Source organism: Agrobacterium larrymoorei (assembly GCF_030819275.1).
In the GTDB taxonomy this organism is placed as follows: Bacteria; Pseudomonadota; Alphaproteobacteria; order Rhizobiales; family Rhizobiaceae; genus Agrobacterium; species Agrobacterium larrymoorei_B.
Genome location: NZ_JAUTBL010000002.1, coordinates 1511396 through 1528408, shown reverse-complemented (window position 1 = coordinate 1528408; position 17013 = coordinate 1511396). Strand labels below are relative to the sequence as shown.

The following is a 17013-nucleotide window of genomic DNA, read 5'->3' as shown; positions in this document are numbered from 1 at the left end:
ACAAACGTCATGGCCTGTCCTGGAACAGTCGGTTGGCCTACTGGAGCGAAGCCCAGCAGCTGACACCTTTCTTCTTCAGAGCATTGCATGCGTTGACTGCATCATTCTGACCGTCGAAGCCACCGAAACGGGCGCGATACATCTGGGCGCCGTCCTTGGTGAATGCGACCGTAAATGGTTTGGCGGTACGCAATACATTTCCGCCTTTATCCTGCGCTGCCTGAAGCAGGTTGCGCGCGGAATTCTCGTCTGGGGATGCGCCGATCTGGATGACCCAACCAGTACCTGCAGCGGGAGCTGCGGGAGCCGAAGGGGCCGTAGAGGCGGTTACGATATTATCGACCTTCGTGGAATTGGTGACCACGGAACGATCCGGTTTCATGCTGACTGGAGGAACAGGCTTTACCGGAGCGCGCGGACGTGTTGCGACATCCATCGCGGCAACAGCCGCATTGGCAGGCGCTGAGGCAAATGCGGAGACCGGTGCCTCGTCGCCGTAACGCTGCTGGGGAACAGGACCAGCATTTGGAAGACCAGAGGTAGGCGAGGTAGCGGCCACCACAGCAACGGGCTCTTCAATCGGAGCCGACGGCGTTGCCGCAATCAGGTTGCTGTTGCCGCCGCGCGAAGCCTTAGGCAGATATTCTGCAACCAGCTTGCGCATTGTAGCGTCACGGGCAGCACTCGAACGTCCTCCGAGGACGACTGCCACGATAGAGCGGCCGTCAAGCTGCGCCGAAGTTGCAAGGTTGCTGCCAGCAGCGCGGGTGTAACCCGTCTTGATGCCGTCGACGCCGCGAACCGTACCGACAAGACGGTTATGGTTGCCGATGACCTGCTTGCCGAATGTGAAGGTGCGGGTGCTGAAATAGCCGTAATATTGCGGGAAATGCTGACGGAGAGCGATGCCGAGGCGGGCCTGGTCGCGCGCCGTTGTCATTTGCGCAGTATTAGGAAGACCGTTCGCATTGCGATAAGTGGTCCGGGTCATCCCAAGCGCACGGGCTTTTGCCGTCATCATTCGTGCAAAACGGTCTTCCGAACCCCCGACGTATTCGCCAAGTGCAGTTGCCATGTCATTGGCAGACCGTGTTACGAGCGCGAGAATAGCTTGCTCGACCGTTACGGAACCGCCGGCGCGAACGCCAAGCTTCGATGGAGGCTCCTTGGCGGCATTGGCAGAAACCGGAACCTTGGAGTCGAGCGTGAAGCGTCCGGCATTCAAGGCTTCGAAGGTAAGGTAAAGCGTCATCATTTTCGTCAAGGACGCCGGATAACGCAGACCGTCGGGGTCTTCGCTGTAAAGCACCTTACCCGTCTTGGCATCGATGACGATGCCAGCATATTTCGGGTCAGCCTTCGCCACCTGCGTGGCGGAAACGGTCGTTGTCGCCACAGCCGCCGCGAACAGCAAAGCCTTTACAAAAGAGGTCGCGCCTACTGCGCGACCAAGCGCCTCAGATAGTTTTTTCAACACAGTTGAACTCTTCAATCGCATGCCACAGATCCGTCCGACACGCCCCGCCAGACAATTTCACGTTTCGAAATTTAGGCGAATGACGTTACCAAGTGGTTTATGAATCGTATGCGTGAATCATAAAATGCGGCATTTCCGGCATCTGGCTTTGTCAAACAGAGTGAATCTTTTCAGAATCTTAGCGCTGTGTGTCGCGGTCTCGCAGAGACAGGTGAAATGATAGTTGAGCGCGCCGCTATTGAATCGGCCGCTTGCCGCTGCTACCTGATGCTGAAATCAAAGGACGAAGAATGGCTTCTCGCGATCGATACTCACGGAAACTCGAATGTTCGCGCTGCGGGCATACCGGATTTGCCGAAGCGTCGGAGATAGATGAAAAAGCATCTGCCCATGTGGATTTTCGCATTGATGAAATGCCACGTGGGTTCAGAACGGAGCGTCCATCGACGAATCCGGCGGATTACATGATCCGTTGTGCTCAATGCGGCAACATTTTCCGTTTTCAGCAGAAGACAGCCTATGCGCCTGGCGGCGAGCCTCGCAACCGGCGCGCCTGAGTCGGCCGTTCATCCTGATTCAGTATGTTGCGGAAGGAGTTCGATATGAATCTCGACACGCAGACGGAAAAAAACAAGCCGCCGCGCAAGCCGCTTTGGCCGTGGCTTCTGCTGCTCTTCCTGACGCTGCTAACCATTTATTGGTACCATTGGTTCACCCAGATGGTCGACGACCTGATCGTCAATTTGCCCACTGCCATTGTTGAACTCTTGGATCATCTCATTGGTGAGGAGTCCCGGCGTGCGGGTCCCGCACCAGACCAAAACTGGCGAGTCGTGGCGCCCGCACCCTGACGATGACACAAAAAAGCCCCGCTGAATTGGCGGGGCAGGTTGTTCGCTCGGGGAAAGTTGGGCAATGCCCTGGAGCGATGGCGGCAAGCTATCGTTAAAATAGGTGATCGGCGAGGCCATATTGCTGGTGATCGGTACGCCTGACGACAAAAAGCGTCAGCAAGCCCGACCTATTTCCCAAAAAAGAACCCGCGCGAGGCGGGCTGTCAGTCGAGAGGGGAACTAGAGACTGGGAGTCTCGGTCATATAACGTCCAACATGCAAATGGGTTGCCAGAGAAATCGGATTTTTCATCGATCTTGGTCCATTGCACTTTAATCATTCATCGTTCTCGAACGACACCCAAGAAAAAAGCCCCACCTTCAAGGCGGGGCGAGGTGTTACCTGATTGGCTCTCAGGACTTGGGAGCTCCCCCGTAAAAGAGGAACGAGGATTGGATTAGCTCAGGGTTATTTGTCGTGAAAGGTCATTGCGCCGGGGATCGGTACGCTTGCTCAAAAGAATTGCCATGAAATGGTTTTGCTTCCGGGCTATCCAGTCTTTTCGGATTGGCTGCGCATTCATCGCGTGTTCAGCGCTGCTGTGGCAAATTGACCGTGCGTTGGGTGGCAAAGTTCGATGCCAACTCACCTGGAGATTTCTGCCATGAAGAAAGTTCTGCTTTCAATCCTCGCCGCGGTGCTGACTGCCAGCACGCTGTTTGCCAGCGTTCAAACCGCTTCTGCTCAATATTATGATGGACCTTATCGCTACGATCGCCGCGGACCTCCGCCTCCACCTCCGCCTTATCGTGATCCTCCGCGCAGGCATCATCATAACAATACGGGCGCGGTGATCGCCGGCGGTATTGCAGCCGGTCTTTTGGGGGGCATCATCAGCGGCGCCATCACCAATGATAGCGGACCGCGGTATGTGGAGCCCCCACCACCACCGCCACCGCGCTGCTGGCTCGAAGATCGCCGGGTGCCAAACTCCTATGATGGTGGATGGCATATGGAAAGTTTCCGGGTTTGCCAGTAATCGCAGCTCACTCACGAAAAAGCCGGCTGAAACGCCGGCTTTTTTGCATATGCTTGGTAGAATGAAGATCGTTTACGCGCTTGCTCGGACTTGGTCCCGCCACTTGGGATCTGCTCGATCCGAGAGCCTCTCCAACTCATTCAAGAGTTTTCCCGGCAGACAAGGTTTTTGGCAGAAAGCCGACGTCGCGTAGCGTTGCGCCAGCTGCCGTCCGTCGGCATGGCCGGAATGGAAAACGAAGGGGACGCCGCGTTCGGCGAGAATGTCGGCGATGGGGAAGACTTCGCCATCAATCAAGCGCACATCGAGGACGGCGCAAGTCGGCGTATTTTCCTTCAGATAAAGTGAAGATTGCTCGATACTGGCAAACGGCCCTGCAACATCCCAGCCGGCCTCTTCAAAGGTCATTTGGAGGTCGAGGGCAACGAATATTTCGTCTTCAATGATGAGTACCGATTTGCGTGTCATTTAAAACCGAACGTGGCAGAGTAAGAATATGATGGAGTTCGGAGCCGTCGAGTTTGGTGTCAATCTCGCCTCCCAATTGCCGCGCGGCGCTTGACAGTAGAAGAGTTCCAAATCCTTTTTCCCCGAACTCTACAACGGGCTTTCCTATTGTTTCGTTCCATAGCAGATAAATATTTTCGTTATCTTCGTTCCAGCTCACATCCAGCTTGCCATCGCTTTTGCCAAGCGCTCCGTATTTTAGCGCGTTCGTCGACCATTCATGCAGGATGAGGGTCAGCGGCGTAATGCATTTTGCAGGGATGGGGAGGGAGTCTTGCGAAATTTCGATGCCGCCCTTTTGCTCGTAGGGTGCGAGGATTGTCTTGACCAGTTCCGCAATCTCGACCGGTCCAGTGCGCTTCTGGTTCGACGCGAGCGAATGAGCGTTGCCCAGCGCGAGTATTCGGCTTTCAACATCTGCGACCAGACTTTGCACCGTGTCATGCTTTCGACCTGCCATGCGCAGGATGCCGCCGATCATGGCGAAGAGGTTCTTTACCCGGTGGTTCATCTCGTTCAGCATCAGCTCGCGCGTTTCTGCAAGTCGGTATTCGGCCGTCACATCGACGGTCACTCCGATGATCCTCGGGGAATCGACGTCTCCCACGTAACGTCCGAACACCTTGATCCAGCGAGATCCCTGTGTGGACGCAAGTTCGGTCGTCAGGTCGAAACCACCGTGGTCTTTCTCCGCCTGCTGGATTGCTTCGAGAACCTCTATCCGATCCTCCTCCCGAATTTTTGCGAGGAAGTCGTGGGTGCTGAGGTAATTGCTCTGCGCTTGCAGCAATTCCCGTGTCGAGCCGCCGAGAAGAAACTCCTGGCGTTCCGGAAGGTATTCCCACACGCCGATGCCTGCAGCCTCGACAGCGAGCTCGTGCCGGTTCTGTTCCCGTTGCAACTGGGTTTCAACACTCACCGCATGAGAGATGTCGGTCATGACGATGGTTGCACCGGTGATGGTGCCGTCCGAGATTCTGTAGGGGAGAATTCTCAGCGTAAACGTCTTTCGCGTTTCTTCATGCCATACGGTATCCTGGTAATCCACGCCGTCGTCCATGACACTGCGAACCTGGTCCAGGTAGTCCGGGGTCAAGAGGGGCGTGGTAACGTCCGATATCGGACGGCCACGATCGGATGTCTGTAGCGGCATGATTTCGGTCGCGGCGCGGGTGAAGGAGCGCACACGCAGGTTTCGGTCGAGAACGATGATGGCGAGGTTGGTGGAATCGAAGAAGTTGCGAAGATCGGTATTGGCGATCGTCAGCTGCTCGATCTTATTCTTTAGCTCGTCATTGACCGTCGTCAGCTCTTCGTTTGTCGATTGAAGCTCTTCGTTCATCGACATCATTTCTTCGTTGGAGCTCTTCAGCTCCTCATTCGCGGTCTCAAGCTCTTCGGTGGCAGAGCGTAGACGATGCTTGGCCGAGCGCAGCTCGCGCTCAAGGGCTTCGACATGACCGTTGCTCGGTTCAAGGTTGATGAGGTCGCTTTCTTCCAATGGCTTGAACTGCCCGGTGTCCTGAAACACCAAAAGGAACCTGTCGTCGTCCACCGGATCGCAGATGATGTCGGTCGTCAGCGAGCCAAACTCGGTGATGACTTCAACCTTGCTGGACATGACGCGCTTTTTCGCGGCATGGGCTTGGCGCAGCAGAGGTCCGATCTGCTCCTTCACGCCGGGGCGAGCAAGCGAGGCAGCGCTGGTCTCGTTGGAGCGGGAAACCGGAAAATCGAAAAAGCGGCTGAGCTTGCCGAAGGCCGCCATGATCTGACCTTCCTGATCCAGAAGCATGCTGGCAGGCACGTATCTTTCAAGCAGACGCGACACGACGGTTTCGTCGTCGCTTCTGGCTGTGTCGTGCTGGACGTCTGCGCCGCCTGATCGACGACCCTGATCCTGGCGTCCGCCGGGAAGCGGAATGGGATAGGTGGGAAGACCCGGCAGTCTTTCGAAAAGCCGCGCCTTCTGGTCGATGCTGGCGAAAACCGTCTCGAACCGACCGACACTTTCGGACGGCCCCAGGAAAAGAAAGCCGCCCGGTCGCAACGCATAGTGGAAGAGCGGCATAATGGTCTTTTGCAGCTTGTCGTCAAAATAGATGAGCAGGTTGCGGCAGGAGACTAGGTCGATCTTCGAGAAGGGCGGATCCTTGACGAGACTGTGGCCGGAGAAGCGGATCATATCCCGGATCTGGCCGACGAAGTTGAAGCGATCCTTATGTGGAACGATATATTGCTCCTGCAAAGCCGGTGGAATATCGGCCAGCGCGGCGTTCGGGTAAGATCCCGATCGCGCGATTTGCAGCATGCTTTCATCGATATCCGTTGCGAAGATCTGGACATCGCACATCACCTGCAACTCGCGGGCCGCTTCGGCGAATAGCATGGCAATGGAATAGGCTTCTTCGCCACTCGAGCAGCCTGGCACCCAGACACGCACGCCGTCTTCACGTGCTTCCTGGCTCTGGAGGAGCGGACGGATCGCCCGATCTCGAAGAACGTCAAAAAACTCCCGGTCGCGGAAGAAGCGCGTGACGTTGATCAGCAGGTCGCGAAACAGGGCCTCGCATTCCTCGTGATCGCGTTGCAGCCGGTGCAGATATTCCTTTGCGTGTTCGATCCCAAGAACATGCATTCTGCGTTCGATACGACGAATGAAGGTGGTCTTTTTATAGCCGGAAAAATCGTGGCCGACGGAGTTGCGGAGCGTTCTGCACAGCTCGTCAATATGATCTTCGACCAGAGAGGGTTGCGCATCGGCAAGCACCTTCGTGCGCCTGAAGAAAAAGCCCGTGATGCAGGTGAGAATCTTGTCCGGTGGCTGGATGAAGTCGACGAGACCCGTGCCTGCAGCAGCAAGCGGCATGCCGTCGTATTTCGCCGTCGCGGGCTCCTGGGCAACGCATAAGCCGCCATTTTCCTTGATGGCGCGAAGGCCCGTCGAACCGTCTGCGCCCGTGCCTGACAAGATAACGCAGGCGGCATTGCCATTCTGGTCGTTGGCAAGCGAGATAAAAAAATCGTCGATCGGGCGACGCAGTCCGCGCGGCTGGGCAAAATTCGTCAGCTCAAGCGTACCGTTTGAAATGGACAGGCCATGCCCTGGCGGTATGATAAAAACGGTATCCGGCTGTATGCGCTCTCCGCCCTGACACTGCTTGACGGAGAGTGCTGTGTGTCGTCCGATCAGCTCCGCCAGCATGCTTTCATGATGAGGATCGAGATGCTGAACGACGACGAAGGCAAGGCCGGTAGGGACTTAAGCGGAGGCGAACATCTCACGCAGAGCTTCCAGCCCTCCGGCAGATGATCCGATACCGACGACGGGCACATCCTGGGCTTCTGAACGTTGGTTCAAGCTCAATTCCTCAAGGTCTCACCAGAATGGCTCTGGTCGCTTTTATCAAGTTCGGCCAAGGTCACTTTTGCCTGCGCGATGGTGGTGGCCGAGCTTGCAATCGTTGCCAGACTGCCTTCGATGATGACGTTGTGGCCTTCCAGCATGGGCTGAATACGGGTGAGCGTCGTGCCTAGATCAGTGTTGTATCTGTCGAGGAGATCGGGCCTGGTGCGGCTGATATCGAATTGCGAGGCGAAGATGTACTGAACGTCGCCGGAGGACGAAGTCAGTTTCGACATGAACAGGAGGTTGACGAAAGGGCTGCCATCTTTGCGGAAATTGACGATGGGCGTCCGTATCACCGAAGAGGTCGGCCGCGACAGGAAGGAATGTATCTTCGTGCGCGCCTCCTCGTTCAAGGCTCGCTCACCATCTGCGCTGTGCTGCAGCATACGGCAATTCTTGCCCAGCACATCGGCGTCTTCATAGCCGGTCAAGGTTTTGAAATGCTGGTTGACGAGAACGAGTTCGTTGTCTCCTTTCGCTTCGGCAAGCGCGAGGGCGACTGTTGCATTATTGAAGAACTCCCGGAGGGGAGGCAGAATAAACGATGTCGGCATTGTCTCATCAACTCAATGTATTTCTTATTTAATTAAGGTAGATTTCTTGTTTTGATAAGGGCAAGTCGCGATAAACATCACTTGCAGCGCGAAAACATGCCCTTCATCTAAGCTTGATGTCGATGACTGCCGACGCAATTCTGACGTCTTAAAGAAGACGCTGCGCGTGCCACTTCAGGTGATCGTCCATAAAGGTGGAGATAAAGTAGTAAGAGTGATCGTAACGGTCATGAAGGCGTAGTGTGAGGCCGATATCGGTTCCCTTGACAGCCTCTTCGAAGAGCCATGGACGCAAGCCGTTTTCGAGGAAACTGTCTGCTTTCCCCTGGTCGATCAGAAATTCGGGGAAGCGTGCGCCATCTTCGACCAATGCGCAGGCATCGTAGTTGCGCCAAGCCGATTGATCTTCGCCAAGATATTTTTCGAGCGCCGGGCGAGACCAGTCCGCCGACGACGGTGCGACGATCGGCGCGAAGGCAGAGCAGCTCTTGAAGCGTTCGGAGTTTTTCAGCGCGATCGTCATGGCGCCATGACCGCCCATCGAATGTCCGAAAATGCCCTGGCGGGTCATATCGGCGCGGAAGTGCTCACCGATCAGCGCGGGAAGCTCTTCCGTGATGTAGCTGTACATTTGGTAATGCTCAGCCCAGGGCGCCTCGGTGGCATCGAGGTAGAAACCTGCACCTTTGCCCATCTGCCAATTCGTCAACTCATCGGCCACGTCGTTGCCGCGCGGAGAAGTATCCGGGCAGACGATGATGAGACCGAGCTCTGCTGCAAGCCTACGATACTCGCCCTTTTCCATCACATTGGCATGGGTGCAGGTCAGGCCCGAAAGATACCAGAGAACAGGGCAGGGCTCATTGATCGCCTTTGGCGGCACAAAGACGGCGAAGGTCATCTCGCATTTGCATGTTTCCGACTCATGCGCATAGACGCCCTGCATGCCGCCGAAAGCCGTGTTCTGAGAAATAACCTTCATGTTCTGCATCCTTTTATGAAAGCGGTATCAACCTGCCAGCGACACAGCGGCGTTCACCGCCGCTGCCACCAGCACCGTATTGAAGAAGAAAGACACGATCGAGTGCACGAGCGTGACCTTACGCATGGCCGTCGTGGTCACGGCAACGTCGGAAGTCTGCGCCGTCATGCCGATGACGACGGAGAAATAGAGAAACTCGTAAATGCCAGGCGCTTTGATCTCAGGAAAATCCATGCCACCCTTCGGCTCTCTTTTGCCGCCATCGGCAGACGGACGCCAGAACAGATGGGCATAATGAACCGCCGCCATGGTGTGGATCGTCAACCAACCCAAAATGACCGAAAGAAAGGACAGCGTCAGAGACAACGCGGTTTCGCCAGAGTGATTGAGCGCCATGAACAGCGACACCACGGCGACGACGACCGCAAACAGTGTGATGAAGATGATGGCGATCGCCGGGAGATCGTCGCTATCGGCATGCGCCTTCAGATGCGCTGCTGTGAGATAAGGAAGGCGGAGGGCGAGTAAGAACAGGTAGGTGAGGAAAAATGCGACGGCCGCGGATTCGATGGCGAGCTTGGGGATGAGCATGAGCGTTGCTGCCAGCACCGCGCCTCCCAGGACTGCGGCAATCAGAAACGGCCGGTGACGCGTATAGAGGCTGATCTTTGTCTGTTCTTTGGTCTTGGGTGCTGTCGCCATGCTCGATTACTTCTTTATCCGGCGACACAGCCGGTCAAGTGTTTCCAGGAACTGCGAACGGTCGCGTGGGGAGAAGGCGGCATTGTAGCCTTTGCTTTCTCCGGTTTCACGCAGATGCGCGCCCAGATCGCGCATGGCGGTTGCCATTCCGATATTGGTCTGATCGAAAACGCGACCGGTCGGACCCGTCACCATCGCGCCATTTGCGACACAACGACCTGCCAGTGGAACATCCGCGGTGATAACGATGTCGCCTTCGCCGGCACGTTCGGCGATCCAGTCATCAGCCGCATCGAAACCGCTGGAAACGATCACATTCTTCACCTTCGGATCACGAGAGGGCCGCAGCCCAGAATTAGCGACAAAGGTAACGTCGAGATCATGCCGTTCTGCGACTTTCAATATTTCCGTCTTCACCGGACACGCATCGGCATCGACATAGATCTGCGGCATCGAGAAGGTTCGTCCTTTTGGATTGTTCGTAGGGCAATCGCCTGGGTGCTCATTTGAGCTTTTTTCCGTCCCTGCGCAACATGTTTGCGCTTGCCCGCGTTTTATGACGCTATCGTCTTCGATACATTTTAAGTCATTCATAAAAGAAAGAGATTGCCCCTTATGACAGACGTCGAGCAGTCCCCGAAGATCAACCGTCTTGTTTTACAGCAAGTCATTGCGGGCTTGAGCGACGGGCTCATTTTGCTGGAGCCGGATGGCGCCATTTCTTGGGCCAACAAATCGGCGCTCGATATGCATAGGGTGGAGACGCTTGATGAGCTTGGCGCAGACATTGCCGCCTATCGCAAAAATTTCACCCTGCGCTATCGCAACAACCATCTTCTGGATGAGGGGCAATATCCCTTGGAAAGGCTGTTTGCCGGCGAGGAGGTTGACGATGTTACCGTCGAGATTTCGCCAGCCTCCGATCTCGACCAGACATGGGTCCATACCGTTCGAGGCATGGTGATTGAGGATGCGGGTGCAAAGCCGGATGTGACGGTCCTGATCATTCGCGACGAGACACCGCTTTATGAGGCGGAAGAGCGCTTCGAAAGAGCCTTCAACGCCAACCCAGCACCGGGTCTGATCTGCCGCATGCAGGACAAACGCTTCATTCGCGTCAATCAGGGTTTCATGGAAATGACCGGCTTTACCCGCGAGGAGATCATCGGCCGGAGCGTTGAGGAGCTTGGTCTCTTTTCCAATTGTGAAACCGGACAGGACGCGCTTGATCGGCTTGAGGACGGACGCGTCATTCGTCACCGGGAAGCGTTAATCCCGATCCCAGAGGGTGACCGGCTGGTTATCGTTGCGGGCGAGGTGATCGCCGTTGGCGAAGAGCCCTGCATGCTTTTTACCTTCGCCGATCTCGATGGGCGCAGAAAGGCGCAGAATGCGCTTCGCCAGAGCGAGGAACGCTTCTTCAAATCCTTCCGTCTCTCTCCGGCGCCAACTGCGATTTCCCGGCTCGAGGACTTCGTCTTCACCGAAGTCAACGATGCGTTTCTTCAGCTGTGCGGACGCAAGGAGCAGGACATCATCGGCAAGACGGCAAGCGAACTGAAATTGTGGGATGACGTCAATGCACGCAGAGACGTGGAACGCCGCTTGAAAAGCAACCTGCCGATCCGCGAAGAGCCGCTCAGAATGAATCTGAAGGATGGCAGCAGCGCTGAATGTGTCGTCTCTGCGGAACGCGTCGAAATCAATGACCAGCTCTGCGTCATCTGGGCACTTCAGGATGTGACGGAACGTCGGCGATCCGAAGACGAATTGATCGAGGCCATAGAAACCGTCATGGCCGATACGTCGTGGTTCAGCCGCACGGTGGTGGAGAGGCTGGCGGGCCTTCGTCAGACATCAAGAGGAACGGTCTCGACGGCATCGCTTAGCGATCTGACCGAGCGCGAAGACGATATTCTCACATTGATCTGCGAAGGCTGCAGCGACAAGGAGATGAGCGACAGGCTGAATCTCTCCAGACACACGATCCGCAACCATATTGCCTCTCTCTACGGCAAGATCGGCGTCAACCGCCGTGCAGCGGCGGTCATCTGGGCGCGCGAGCGTGGCTTCAGCGGGCGCAAATTGCGCAAGACATAAATCTTTCCGCTCATTTTACTGAAAATAGGCCAGTTTGTACCAGTAGGATTAGTAGTTTTCTCTCTGATGCGGAGTTGTGCCTCACTCTATCTTTTCATCATGGCGCCAATGACGGCGACATAACGATGAAAAGGAAGGAGTTCTAATATGGATAACAACCGCATCGAAGGCGCAGTTCGCCAGGTCAAGGGCTCGATCAAGGAAGCCGTCGGCAAGATCGCTGGCAACGTGCGTATGCAGGCTGAAGGCCGCGCCGAAAAGGTAGCAGGCGAAGTGCAAAGCAAGTACGGCGAGTCGAAGGACACCGTGCGCAGGGCCTTCAAGTGAAGACCTTGGCAAGGAGTCGATCGAGATGATGATTTCTTCCGACGAGGCACTGTCACCAGTCGCGAACCCCCAGGATTGCAGCCTCTGCGCCGCACTTCAAGCCATCATTGCCTATGCGGATGGCCAGGAAGGCAGTCGTATCACGGTGTCCATCGAGAATGGCAGGGTTATGCTGACGGGTGAGGTGGAAACGCTTGCCTCACTCGAATGCGCAGTTTTCATCGCGGAGTGTTTTGCTTCTCGTCCGATCATCGCCGATCTCTCAATTAGGCCGACAATCCAGTCCATAGCGCCCCGGCGTATGGCCAGACCAGATCTCTCTATAAACGACAACAGGAGTCCCCTATGAAGAAGCTCGTTCTTGCCACCGCAGTTGCCGCTCTTGCCATTGCACCGGTCGCAAATGCCGAAGCAAAGCGCTCGCACAAGCATATGGAAACCGCACAGAAAGAGCGGGTCGGCACGCTGTCTTGCGAAATCGACGGCGGCATCGGCCTGGTCGTCGGATCAAGCAAGGCGGTATCCTGCGAGTTTCGCCAGCGTTCGGGTGAAGTTGAACGCTACACGGGTAAAATCGGCAAGATCGGCCTCGACGTCGGTGTTACCGGCAAGCAATATCTGAGCTGGATCGTCTTCAACACGGCTGAATCCCGTGTCGGCGATGGCGCGCTCAGCGGTACTTATGTCGGCGCATCGGCCTCTGCCGCAGTTGGTGTCGGTCTCGGTGCAAACGCTCTGATCGGCGGCAACGCCAAGAACTTCGCGCTGCAGCCGCTGAGTGCCCAGGCAGGCACGGGCGTCAACCTAGCAGCCGGTATCGCTAGCCTTCAGTTGAAGTCTGCCAGCTAATTGGCGCGCTGAGACTAAAACAAGATCAGAAGCGGATGACATGCGTGCGGGGCGGTGGGGTTTACACCGCCCCGACTGTTTCAAGTGCCTGTTTCTTTCGATTGATTGTCTTCAGGCCTATGGTGCTCTCCAAGCCGCCTATGCCAGGCGGCTGCCGCCTCTCCTGCAAGGTTGCGCATCTCACGCAGAGCCAACTGATCACCTTCGTTGAGGCGATGGCGGCGGTATCGCAACCCGGCAAGGTCGTGCAGCGCGACCTCGACATCGATGCTCGCCAAACCTGCGGTACGCTGCGCGGTGCGCACTTCAAGGACAGGTTTGCCGGCGATGACGCTTTCCAGATAGGCAAGGTTCGCCTCCCGGCCTTTGGTGATCAGCCGATGAAGCGGGGGGCCGAGATCCGGCCACAGAACGAGAACGGCAAGCAGTGCCGCGATACTGCCCAGGAGGTTATCGACCACCCGCGCTGCGGCGATGCCGCTTCCGGGATGCATCATATCGGTTACGATAATGAAGAGCGTCGTCAGGAAGACGACGAAGACCGTGTAATTCACCGACCGCAGCGAAATCGTAACACTGGCGAGCAGGATAGCCAGGGGGCATAACACCATTTGATTCTGCGTGATGAAGAGCAGGCTCAGCGCCAACACGCCACCGAGAAGGGAGCCAAGAACACGTTCAAGCGACCGCGCCCATGTCACGCGGGCGCCGCCCTGAAGGCAGACGATCAACGCCATTGTTGCCCAGTAGGGATAACCCAGCTGAAAGATGATGGCGGCGTAGTAGACCCCAATGACGCCCGCTGACTGCCGTAAAGCCAGTCGGAGCGCGCCCTTCATCCGGTCCTTCCAGTTCGTGGCGACCTGATCCGGTGGTGCTGCCAGGGCTTCGGTGGACTGATCCGGGTTTTCCACTACGTGCAACGCCTGCTGCAATGCCAGCACACAGCCAGTCATGACATCGTCCGTGAGAGTTTTGCCTATCCTTTCCAGCCGCTCGATGCCACGGCGCAAAACGACTTTCTTACTCCTCTCTCGTAAAGAGAGGCGGACACCGAGCAGGGCGGTGTCAAATGCACGTGCCGTCGCCGCACGCTCTGCTGTCGGCCCCAACCTGTGGATATAGGCATGATCCAAAGCGACGAGGGCGCCAAAGATGATCTCGGCCGCTCGAAGCGCGTTGTGATATCGCCGTGCATCTCCCGGGTACCGTGCCAGCACCGCTCTCAGCCGCTCCATCGCCATTCGAACGGCACGTCTGTGTTCGGCATGTTCACTATGCCACTGCGCGTCCCTATGGCCGCCATCACCAATCGCGGCCAAGTCTTTCGCCATGTCTGACAGGCGCGTAATGACGGCGCCCGCGTTCCGGTGGAGTGATGCCGTTGGATCAATGCGCCAGAACAAGTTGATCAGGAGGAAGGCCCAGCTTCCACCGGCCAGGAAAGTCAGCGACTGTGCTGTCGCAGTTGGAAGTGGGTGCGGAAAACCGACGGCAACGACGGCGACCACAGCAAGCAGGGTTCCGAGCACGCCGTCCAGGGAAAAAGCCGCCCCAACCAGTACGGCAACGAAGACAAGGGCAGGGCCGACGGCAAGGGCAGCTTCCGTTCCCGCCGACGCGGCCCACGATCCGGTGAAGGCGATCGCGGTGCCGATCAGGACGAAAAGTCCGAGTGTGCGGCGGCGCATGGCATGAGGACCCGGTCCGTCGCAAAGACATGTCCAGAACGCAGCAAAGACTGCCCATCCAAGTGAGGGCTGACCGGCTACCAGCGCGAGAATCAACGGTGCTCCGACAGCAAGCGCTGCGCGCGCACCTTCATCGCCGCTAAACTGCTCTGGCAGCAAGCCGACGGCCCGCAACTCCAGCCGGCGTGCTGCCCGTCGAAGATAATGGATAGCCCGTCTACTTTTCCGCCTGATTTTGCTGAGGCGTCTTTGCTGCTCAAGAGCGGCCATAGCGTACCCATATGATTTGTTCTGCAACAGCATGCACCAACGCACCAACCGCGCTTCCCAGCAAAACCTCCGCGCCTCGATACAATCCCACTTCCCATAAAGGCGTGTCGGCCGTGGTTGTCAGGAACACGATGGGGCAGGTCCACATGCAGACCTTGAGGGATGGATAGCGCCGCACGATGATGGCAGCCAGTCCGACCGCAATAGCAATTTCGAAAGCCTGCCCCGCGCCGAGCCATTGTGACGCCGTGCCGACGACGACGGCGATGATCACACCAAGCAGGGTGCCGACAAACCGCCCGATGGTGGCTTGGCGGGTATCGCCAAGCCTTTCCTGACCCACGATGATGCCGGACATGGCCGCCCAGACGGGATGGGGAAGCCGGACCGCCTCTGCCAGGATGAAGGACAGTGTCGCGGCCCCGGAGCAGCGCAGAACGAAAGCCAGGTCGCGGACGCGTGTCTCGTTCACTGTCGTCGTCCCTTACCGCAGCAGATTTGTACGGGCGAGTTCAACCACTTCATCACCGCGGCCACTGATAATGGCCTTCAGCATATAGAGGCTGAAGCCCTTGGCCTGTTCCGCCTTGATCTTCGGCGGCATGACGAGTTCCTGTTTCGCGGTTACGACATCGACCAGCACAGGTCCTGGATGGGCAAAGGCCGAACTCAATGCCCAATCGACGTCAACCGACTCTTCCACCCGGATGCCTTTGATGCCCATGGCGTTGGCCATGGCGGCAAAATTTGGGTTCTTGAGGTCTGTGCCCGTGTCGATATAGCCCGCCGCTTTCATCTCCATCGCTACGAAGCCGAGGGAGCCGTTATTGAAGACAATGATTTTCACCGGCAGGTTGAGTTGCGACAGCGTGATGAAATCGCCCATCATCATGGTGAATCCGCCGTCACCCGAGAGTGACACGATCTGCCGATCCGGTGCTGCAGCCTGCGCGCCGATGGCCTGAAGCATGGCGTTTGCCATCGAGCCGTGATTAAAAGAGCCAAGAAGACGCCGCTTGCCATTCATCGCGAGATAGCGTGCCGCCCAGACGGTGGGGGTGCCGACATCTGCCGTGAAGATCGCATCTTGTGCAGCAAGTTCGCTGACCCTTTGCGCCAGATACTGGGGATGGATCGGCTTGCCGGCGCCGGAAGGTTTTGCCAGATCGTCCAGCCCTTCGCGCGCCTTGACGTAATTAGCACGAGCAGCATCAAGAAAACGCGCGTCAGTGCGGGGTTTCAAGTGGGGCAGCAGGGCGGCAATCGTTTCGCCGACATCCCCGACCAGGCCTTGTGTCAGGGGCGCGCGCTTGCCGAGTGCGCCCGCATCTCGGTCGATCTGAACGATCCGCGCCTTGGTGGGATAGAAGGCGCGATAGGGGAAGTCGGTACCGAGCATGACGAGTGTGTCGGCATTTTCCATCGCGTGATAACCAGACGAGAAGCCGATGAGGCCAGTCATGCCGACATCGAAGGGATTGTCCCATTCGACGTGTTCCTTGCCCCGTAGCGCATGCACGACAGGGGCTTTCAACGCATCCGCCAGAGCCACGACCGCGTCGTGATGGCCGGCACAGCCGCTGCCCGCGAGAATGGTGATCGCCTTGCCCTCATTCAGTAACTCGGCGAGGCGGCTGATTTCCTCTTCGCGAGGAAGAATGCGGGGCAGGGACGGAACGGCCTGAGGCGGAACTGTCGAAACGGGCGCATCGGCGAGAGCGACATCGCCCGGAATGACAAGCACGGCAACACCGTTCTGGCCGATCGCCGTATTCAGCGCACGGTTGAGAACGCCCGGCATTTGTGCCGGATTGGAGACAAGCTCGACAAAATCCGCGCATTCGCGAAACAGTTCCTGCGGATGGGTTTCCTGAAAATAGCCAAGCCCGATTTCGGAGGATGGTATATGGGCCGCAATTGCCAGCACCGGAACGTGGTTGCGCTTGCAGTCGAACAGGCCATTGATCAAATGGAGGTTGCCCGGGCCGCAGCTGCCCGCGCAGACGGCGAGCTTGCCTGTTACCGCCGCTTCGGCGCCCGCCGCAAAGGCAGCGGTCTCTTCATGGCGCACATGCATCCATTCTATTTTCCCAAGCCGCCTCAAGCTGTCGTTCAGCCCGTTGAGGCTATCGCCTGTAACGCCCCAGATGCGCTCAACGCCAATATCGGCGAGGCTTTCTGCCAGTAGATCAGCGACGGTCATGGTCATGGATGTCTCCTTTGTTCACGTCGTTGTTCTTCCTTGAAAGCTAGAGACGTTTCGATCTAATTTC

17 protein-coding genes and 1 pseudogene are annotated in these 17013 nt (G+C 57.1%); 7 read left to right on the top strand and 11 right to left on the bottom strand.

Features of this window, described 5'->3' with window-relative positions:
• Nucleotides 1-37: 37 nt before the first annotated feature.
• Nucleotides 38-1498, bottom strand: a complete 1461-nt coding sequence (locus tag QE408_RS16140) for a D-alanyl-D-alanine carboxypeptidase (protein ID WP_306932923.1) — start codon at nt 1496-1498, stop codon at nt 38-40.
• 269 nt (nt 1499-1767) lie between these two features.
• Here QE408_RS16140 and QE408_RS16135 point away from each other — a divergent pair, with 269 nt between their 5' ends.
• The 3 genes from QE408_RS16135 (at nt 1768) to QE408_RS16125 (ending at nt 3349) form a co-directional block, all read left to right on the top strand.
• Nucleotides 1768-2034: a hypothetical protein gene (locus tag QE408_RS16135; protein WP_306932921.1), complete on the top strand. Its 267-nt coding sequence runs from the start codon at nt 1768-1770 to the stop codon at nt 2032-2034.
• A 45-nt stretch (nt 2035-2079) separates the two neighbouring features.
• Entirely contained in the window at nt 2080-2328 is a 249-nt protein-coding gene (locus QE408_RS16130; RefSeq protein ID WP_306932919.1) for a hypothetical protein, read from the top strand.
• Nucleotides 2329-2974: 646 nt separating this feature from the next.
• Complete coding sequence (locus tag QE408_RS16125) at nt 2975-3349, top strand: hypothetical protein (RefSeq protein WP_306932917.1); 375 nt, start codon at nt 2975-2977, stop codon at nt 3347-3349.
• Nucleotides 3350-3421: 72 nt separating this feature from the next.
• On the opposite strand, the gene QE408_RS16120 is transcribed toward QE408_RS16125, so the two are convergent.
• The 7 genes and pseudogenes from QE408_RS16120 to QE408_RS16090 form a co-directional block, all read right to left on the bottom strand.
• The gene (locus QE408_RS16120) at nt 3422-3817 is read right to left on the bottom strand and encodes a response regulator (RefSeq protein WP_306932916.1); all 396 of its coding nucleotides are present in this window, start codon (nt 3815-3817) and stop codon (nt 3422-3424) included.
• Nucleotides 3789-6626 (bottom strand): CheR family methyltransferase, encoded by a 2838-nt coding sequence (locus tag QE408_RS23040; RefSeq protein WP_373465584.1) that lies wholly within the window; start codon nt 6624-6626, stop codon nt 3789-3791. The genes QE408_RS16120 and QE408_RS23040 overlap by 29 nt, the downstream gene beginning before the upstream one ends.
• Nucleotides 6627-6674: 48 nt before the next feature.
• Nucleotides 6675-7097: pseudogene (locus QE408_RS23035) on the bottom strand (chemotaxis protein CheB); the annotation flags it as partial.
• A 122-nt stretch (nt 7098-7219) separates the two neighbouring features.
• Entirely contained in the window at nt 7220-7819 is a 600-nt protein-coding gene (locus QE408_RS16105) for a PAS domain-containing protein (protein ID WP_306932914.1), read from the bottom strand.
• A gap of 148 nt (nt 7820-7967) precedes the next feature.
• Nucleotides 7968-8801: an S-formylglutathione hydrolase gene (gene fghA / locus QE408_RS16100; protein WP_306932912.1), complete on the bottom strand. Its 834-nt coding sequence runs from the start codon at nt 8799-8801 to the stop codon at nt 7968-7970.
• Nucleotides 8802-8828: 27 nt separating this feature from the next.
• Nucleotides 8829-9503, bottom strand: a complete 675-nt coding sequence (locus tag QE408_RS16095) for a DUF1345 domain-containing protein (RefSeq protein WP_306932910.1) — start codon at nt 9501-9503, stop codon at nt 8829-8831.
• Nucleotides 9504-9509: 6 nt separating this feature from the next.
• A complete protein-coding gene (locus tag QE408_RS16090; RefSeq protein ID WP_306932908.1) occupies nt 9510-9956 on the bottom strand; it encodes a YaiI/YqxD family protein in 447 nt (148 codons plus the stop codon).
• Between the two features lie 162 nt (nt 9957-10118).
• On the opposite strand from QE408_RS16090, the gene QE408_RS16085 reads away from it, so the two are divergent.
• The 4 genes from QE408_RS16085 (at nt 10119) to QE408_RS16070 (ending at nt 12779) form a co-directional block, all read left to right on the top strand.
• Nucleotides 10119-11603, top strand: coding sequence for a helix-turn-helix transcriptional regulator (locus tag QE408_RS16085; protein WP_306932906.1), 1485 nt, complete (start codon nt 10119-10121; stop codon nt 11601-11603).
• A 147-nt stretch (nt 11604-11750) separates the two neighbouring features.
• Nucleotides 11751-11930, top strand: a complete 180-nt coding sequence (locus QE408_RS16080) for a CsbD family protein (protein ID WP_306932905.1) — start codon at nt 11751-11753, stop codon at nt 11928-11930.
• A gap of 25 nt (nt 11931-11955) precedes the next feature.
• Complete coding sequence (locus QE408_RS16075; protein ID WP_306932904.1) at nt 11956-12279, top strand: BON domain-containing protein; 324 nt, start codon at nt 11956-11958, stop codon at nt 12277-12279.
• Complete coding sequence (locus tag QE408_RS16070; protein ID WP_306932902.1) at nt 12276-12779, top strand: DUF992 domain-containing protein; 504 nt, start codon at nt 12276-12278, stop codon at nt 12777-12779. Before QE408_RS16075 ends, QE408_RS16070 begins: the two co-directional genes overlap by 4 nt.
• Nucleotides 12780-12859: 80 nt before the next feature.
• Here the strand turns inward: QE408_RS16070 and QE408_RS16065 are convergent, their stop codons facing one another.
• The 3 genes from QE408_RS16065 to poxB form a co-directional block, all read right to left on the bottom strand.
• Nucleotides 12860-14629 (bottom strand): FUSC family protein, encoded by a 1770-nt coding sequence (locus tag QE408_RS16065; protein ID WP_306932900.1) that lies wholly within the window; start codon nt 14627-14629, stop codon nt 12860-12862.
• A gap of 97 nt (nt 14630-14726) precedes the next feature.
• Entirely contained in the window at nt 14727-15212 is a 486-nt protein-coding gene (locus QE408_RS16060; protein WP_306932898.1) for an FUSC family protein, read from the bottom strand.
• Between the two features lie 12 nt (nt 15213-15224).
• The gene (poxB, locus tag QE408_RS16055; RefSeq protein ID WP_306932896.1) at nt 15225-16949 is read right to left on the bottom strand and encodes a ubiquinone-dependent pyruvate dehydrogenase; all 1725 of its coding nucleotides are present in this window, start codon (nt 16947-16949) and stop codon (nt 15225-15227) included.
• Between the last annotated feature and the right edge of the window lie 64 nt (nt 16950-17013).

What these genes read in the sequence shown, in the direction of transcription:
- poxB (WP_306932896.1), bottom strand. Translation starts at nt 16,949, where the DNA reads ATGACCATGACCGTCGCTGATCTACTGGCAGAAAGCCTCGCCGATATT.
- QE408_RS16130 (WP_306932919.1), top strand. Translation starts at nt 2,080, where the DNA reads ATGAATCTCGACACGCAGACGGAAAAAAACAAGCCGCCGCGCAAGCCG.
- fghA (WP_306932912.1), bottom strand. Translation starts at nt 8,801, where the DNA reads ATGAAGGTTATTTCTCAGAACACGGCTTTCGGCGGCATGCAGGGCGTC.
- QE408_RS16070 (WP_306932902.1), top strand. Translation starts at nt 12,276, where the DNA reads ATGAAGAAGCTCGTTCTTGCCACCGCAGTTGCCGCTCTTGCCATTGCA.
- QE408_RS16095 (WP_306932910.1), bottom strand. Translation starts at nt 9,503, where the DNA reads ATGGCGACAGCACCCAAGACCAAAGAACAGACAAAGATCAGCCTCTAT.
- QE408_RS16080 (WP_306932905.1), top strand. Translation starts at nt 11,751, where the DNA reads ATGGATAACAACCGCATCGAAGGCGCAGTTCGCCAGGTCAAGGGCTCG.
- QE408_RS16120 (WP_306932916.1), bottom strand. Translation starts at nt 3,817, where the DNA reads ATGACACGCAAATCGGTACTCATCATTGAAGACGAAATATTCGTTGCC.
- QE408_RS16075 (WP_306932904.1), top strand. Translation starts at nt 11,956, where the DNA reads ATGATGATTTCTTCCGACGAGGCACTGTCACCAGTCGCGAACCCCCAG.
- QE408_RS16085 (WP_306932906.1), top strand. Translation starts at nt 10,119, where the DNA reads ATGACAGACGTCGAGCAGTCCCCGAAGATCAACCGTCTTGTTTTACAG.
- QE408_RS16125 (WP_306932917.1), top strand. Translation starts at nt 2,975, where the DNA reads ATGAAGAAAGTTCTGCTTTCAATCCTCGCCGCGGTGCTGACTGCCAGC.
- QE408_RS16140 (WP_306932923.1), bottom strand. Translation starts at nt 1,498, where the DNA reads ATGCGATTGAAGAGTTCAACTGTGTTGAAAAAACTATCTGAGGCGCTT.
- QE408_RS16105 (WP_306932914.1), bottom strand. Translation starts at nt 7,819, where the DNA reads ATGCCGACATCGTTTATTCTGCCTCCCCTCCGGGAGTTCTTCAATAAT.
- QE408_RS16090 (WP_306932908.1), bottom strand. Translation starts at nt 9,956, where the DNA reads ATGCCGCAGATCTATGTCGATGCCGATGCGTGTCCGGTGAAGACGGAA.
- QE408_RS16135 (WP_306932921.1), top strand. Translation starts at nt 1,768, where the DNA reads ATGGCTTCTCGCGATCGATACTCACGGAAACTCGAATGTTCGCGCTGC.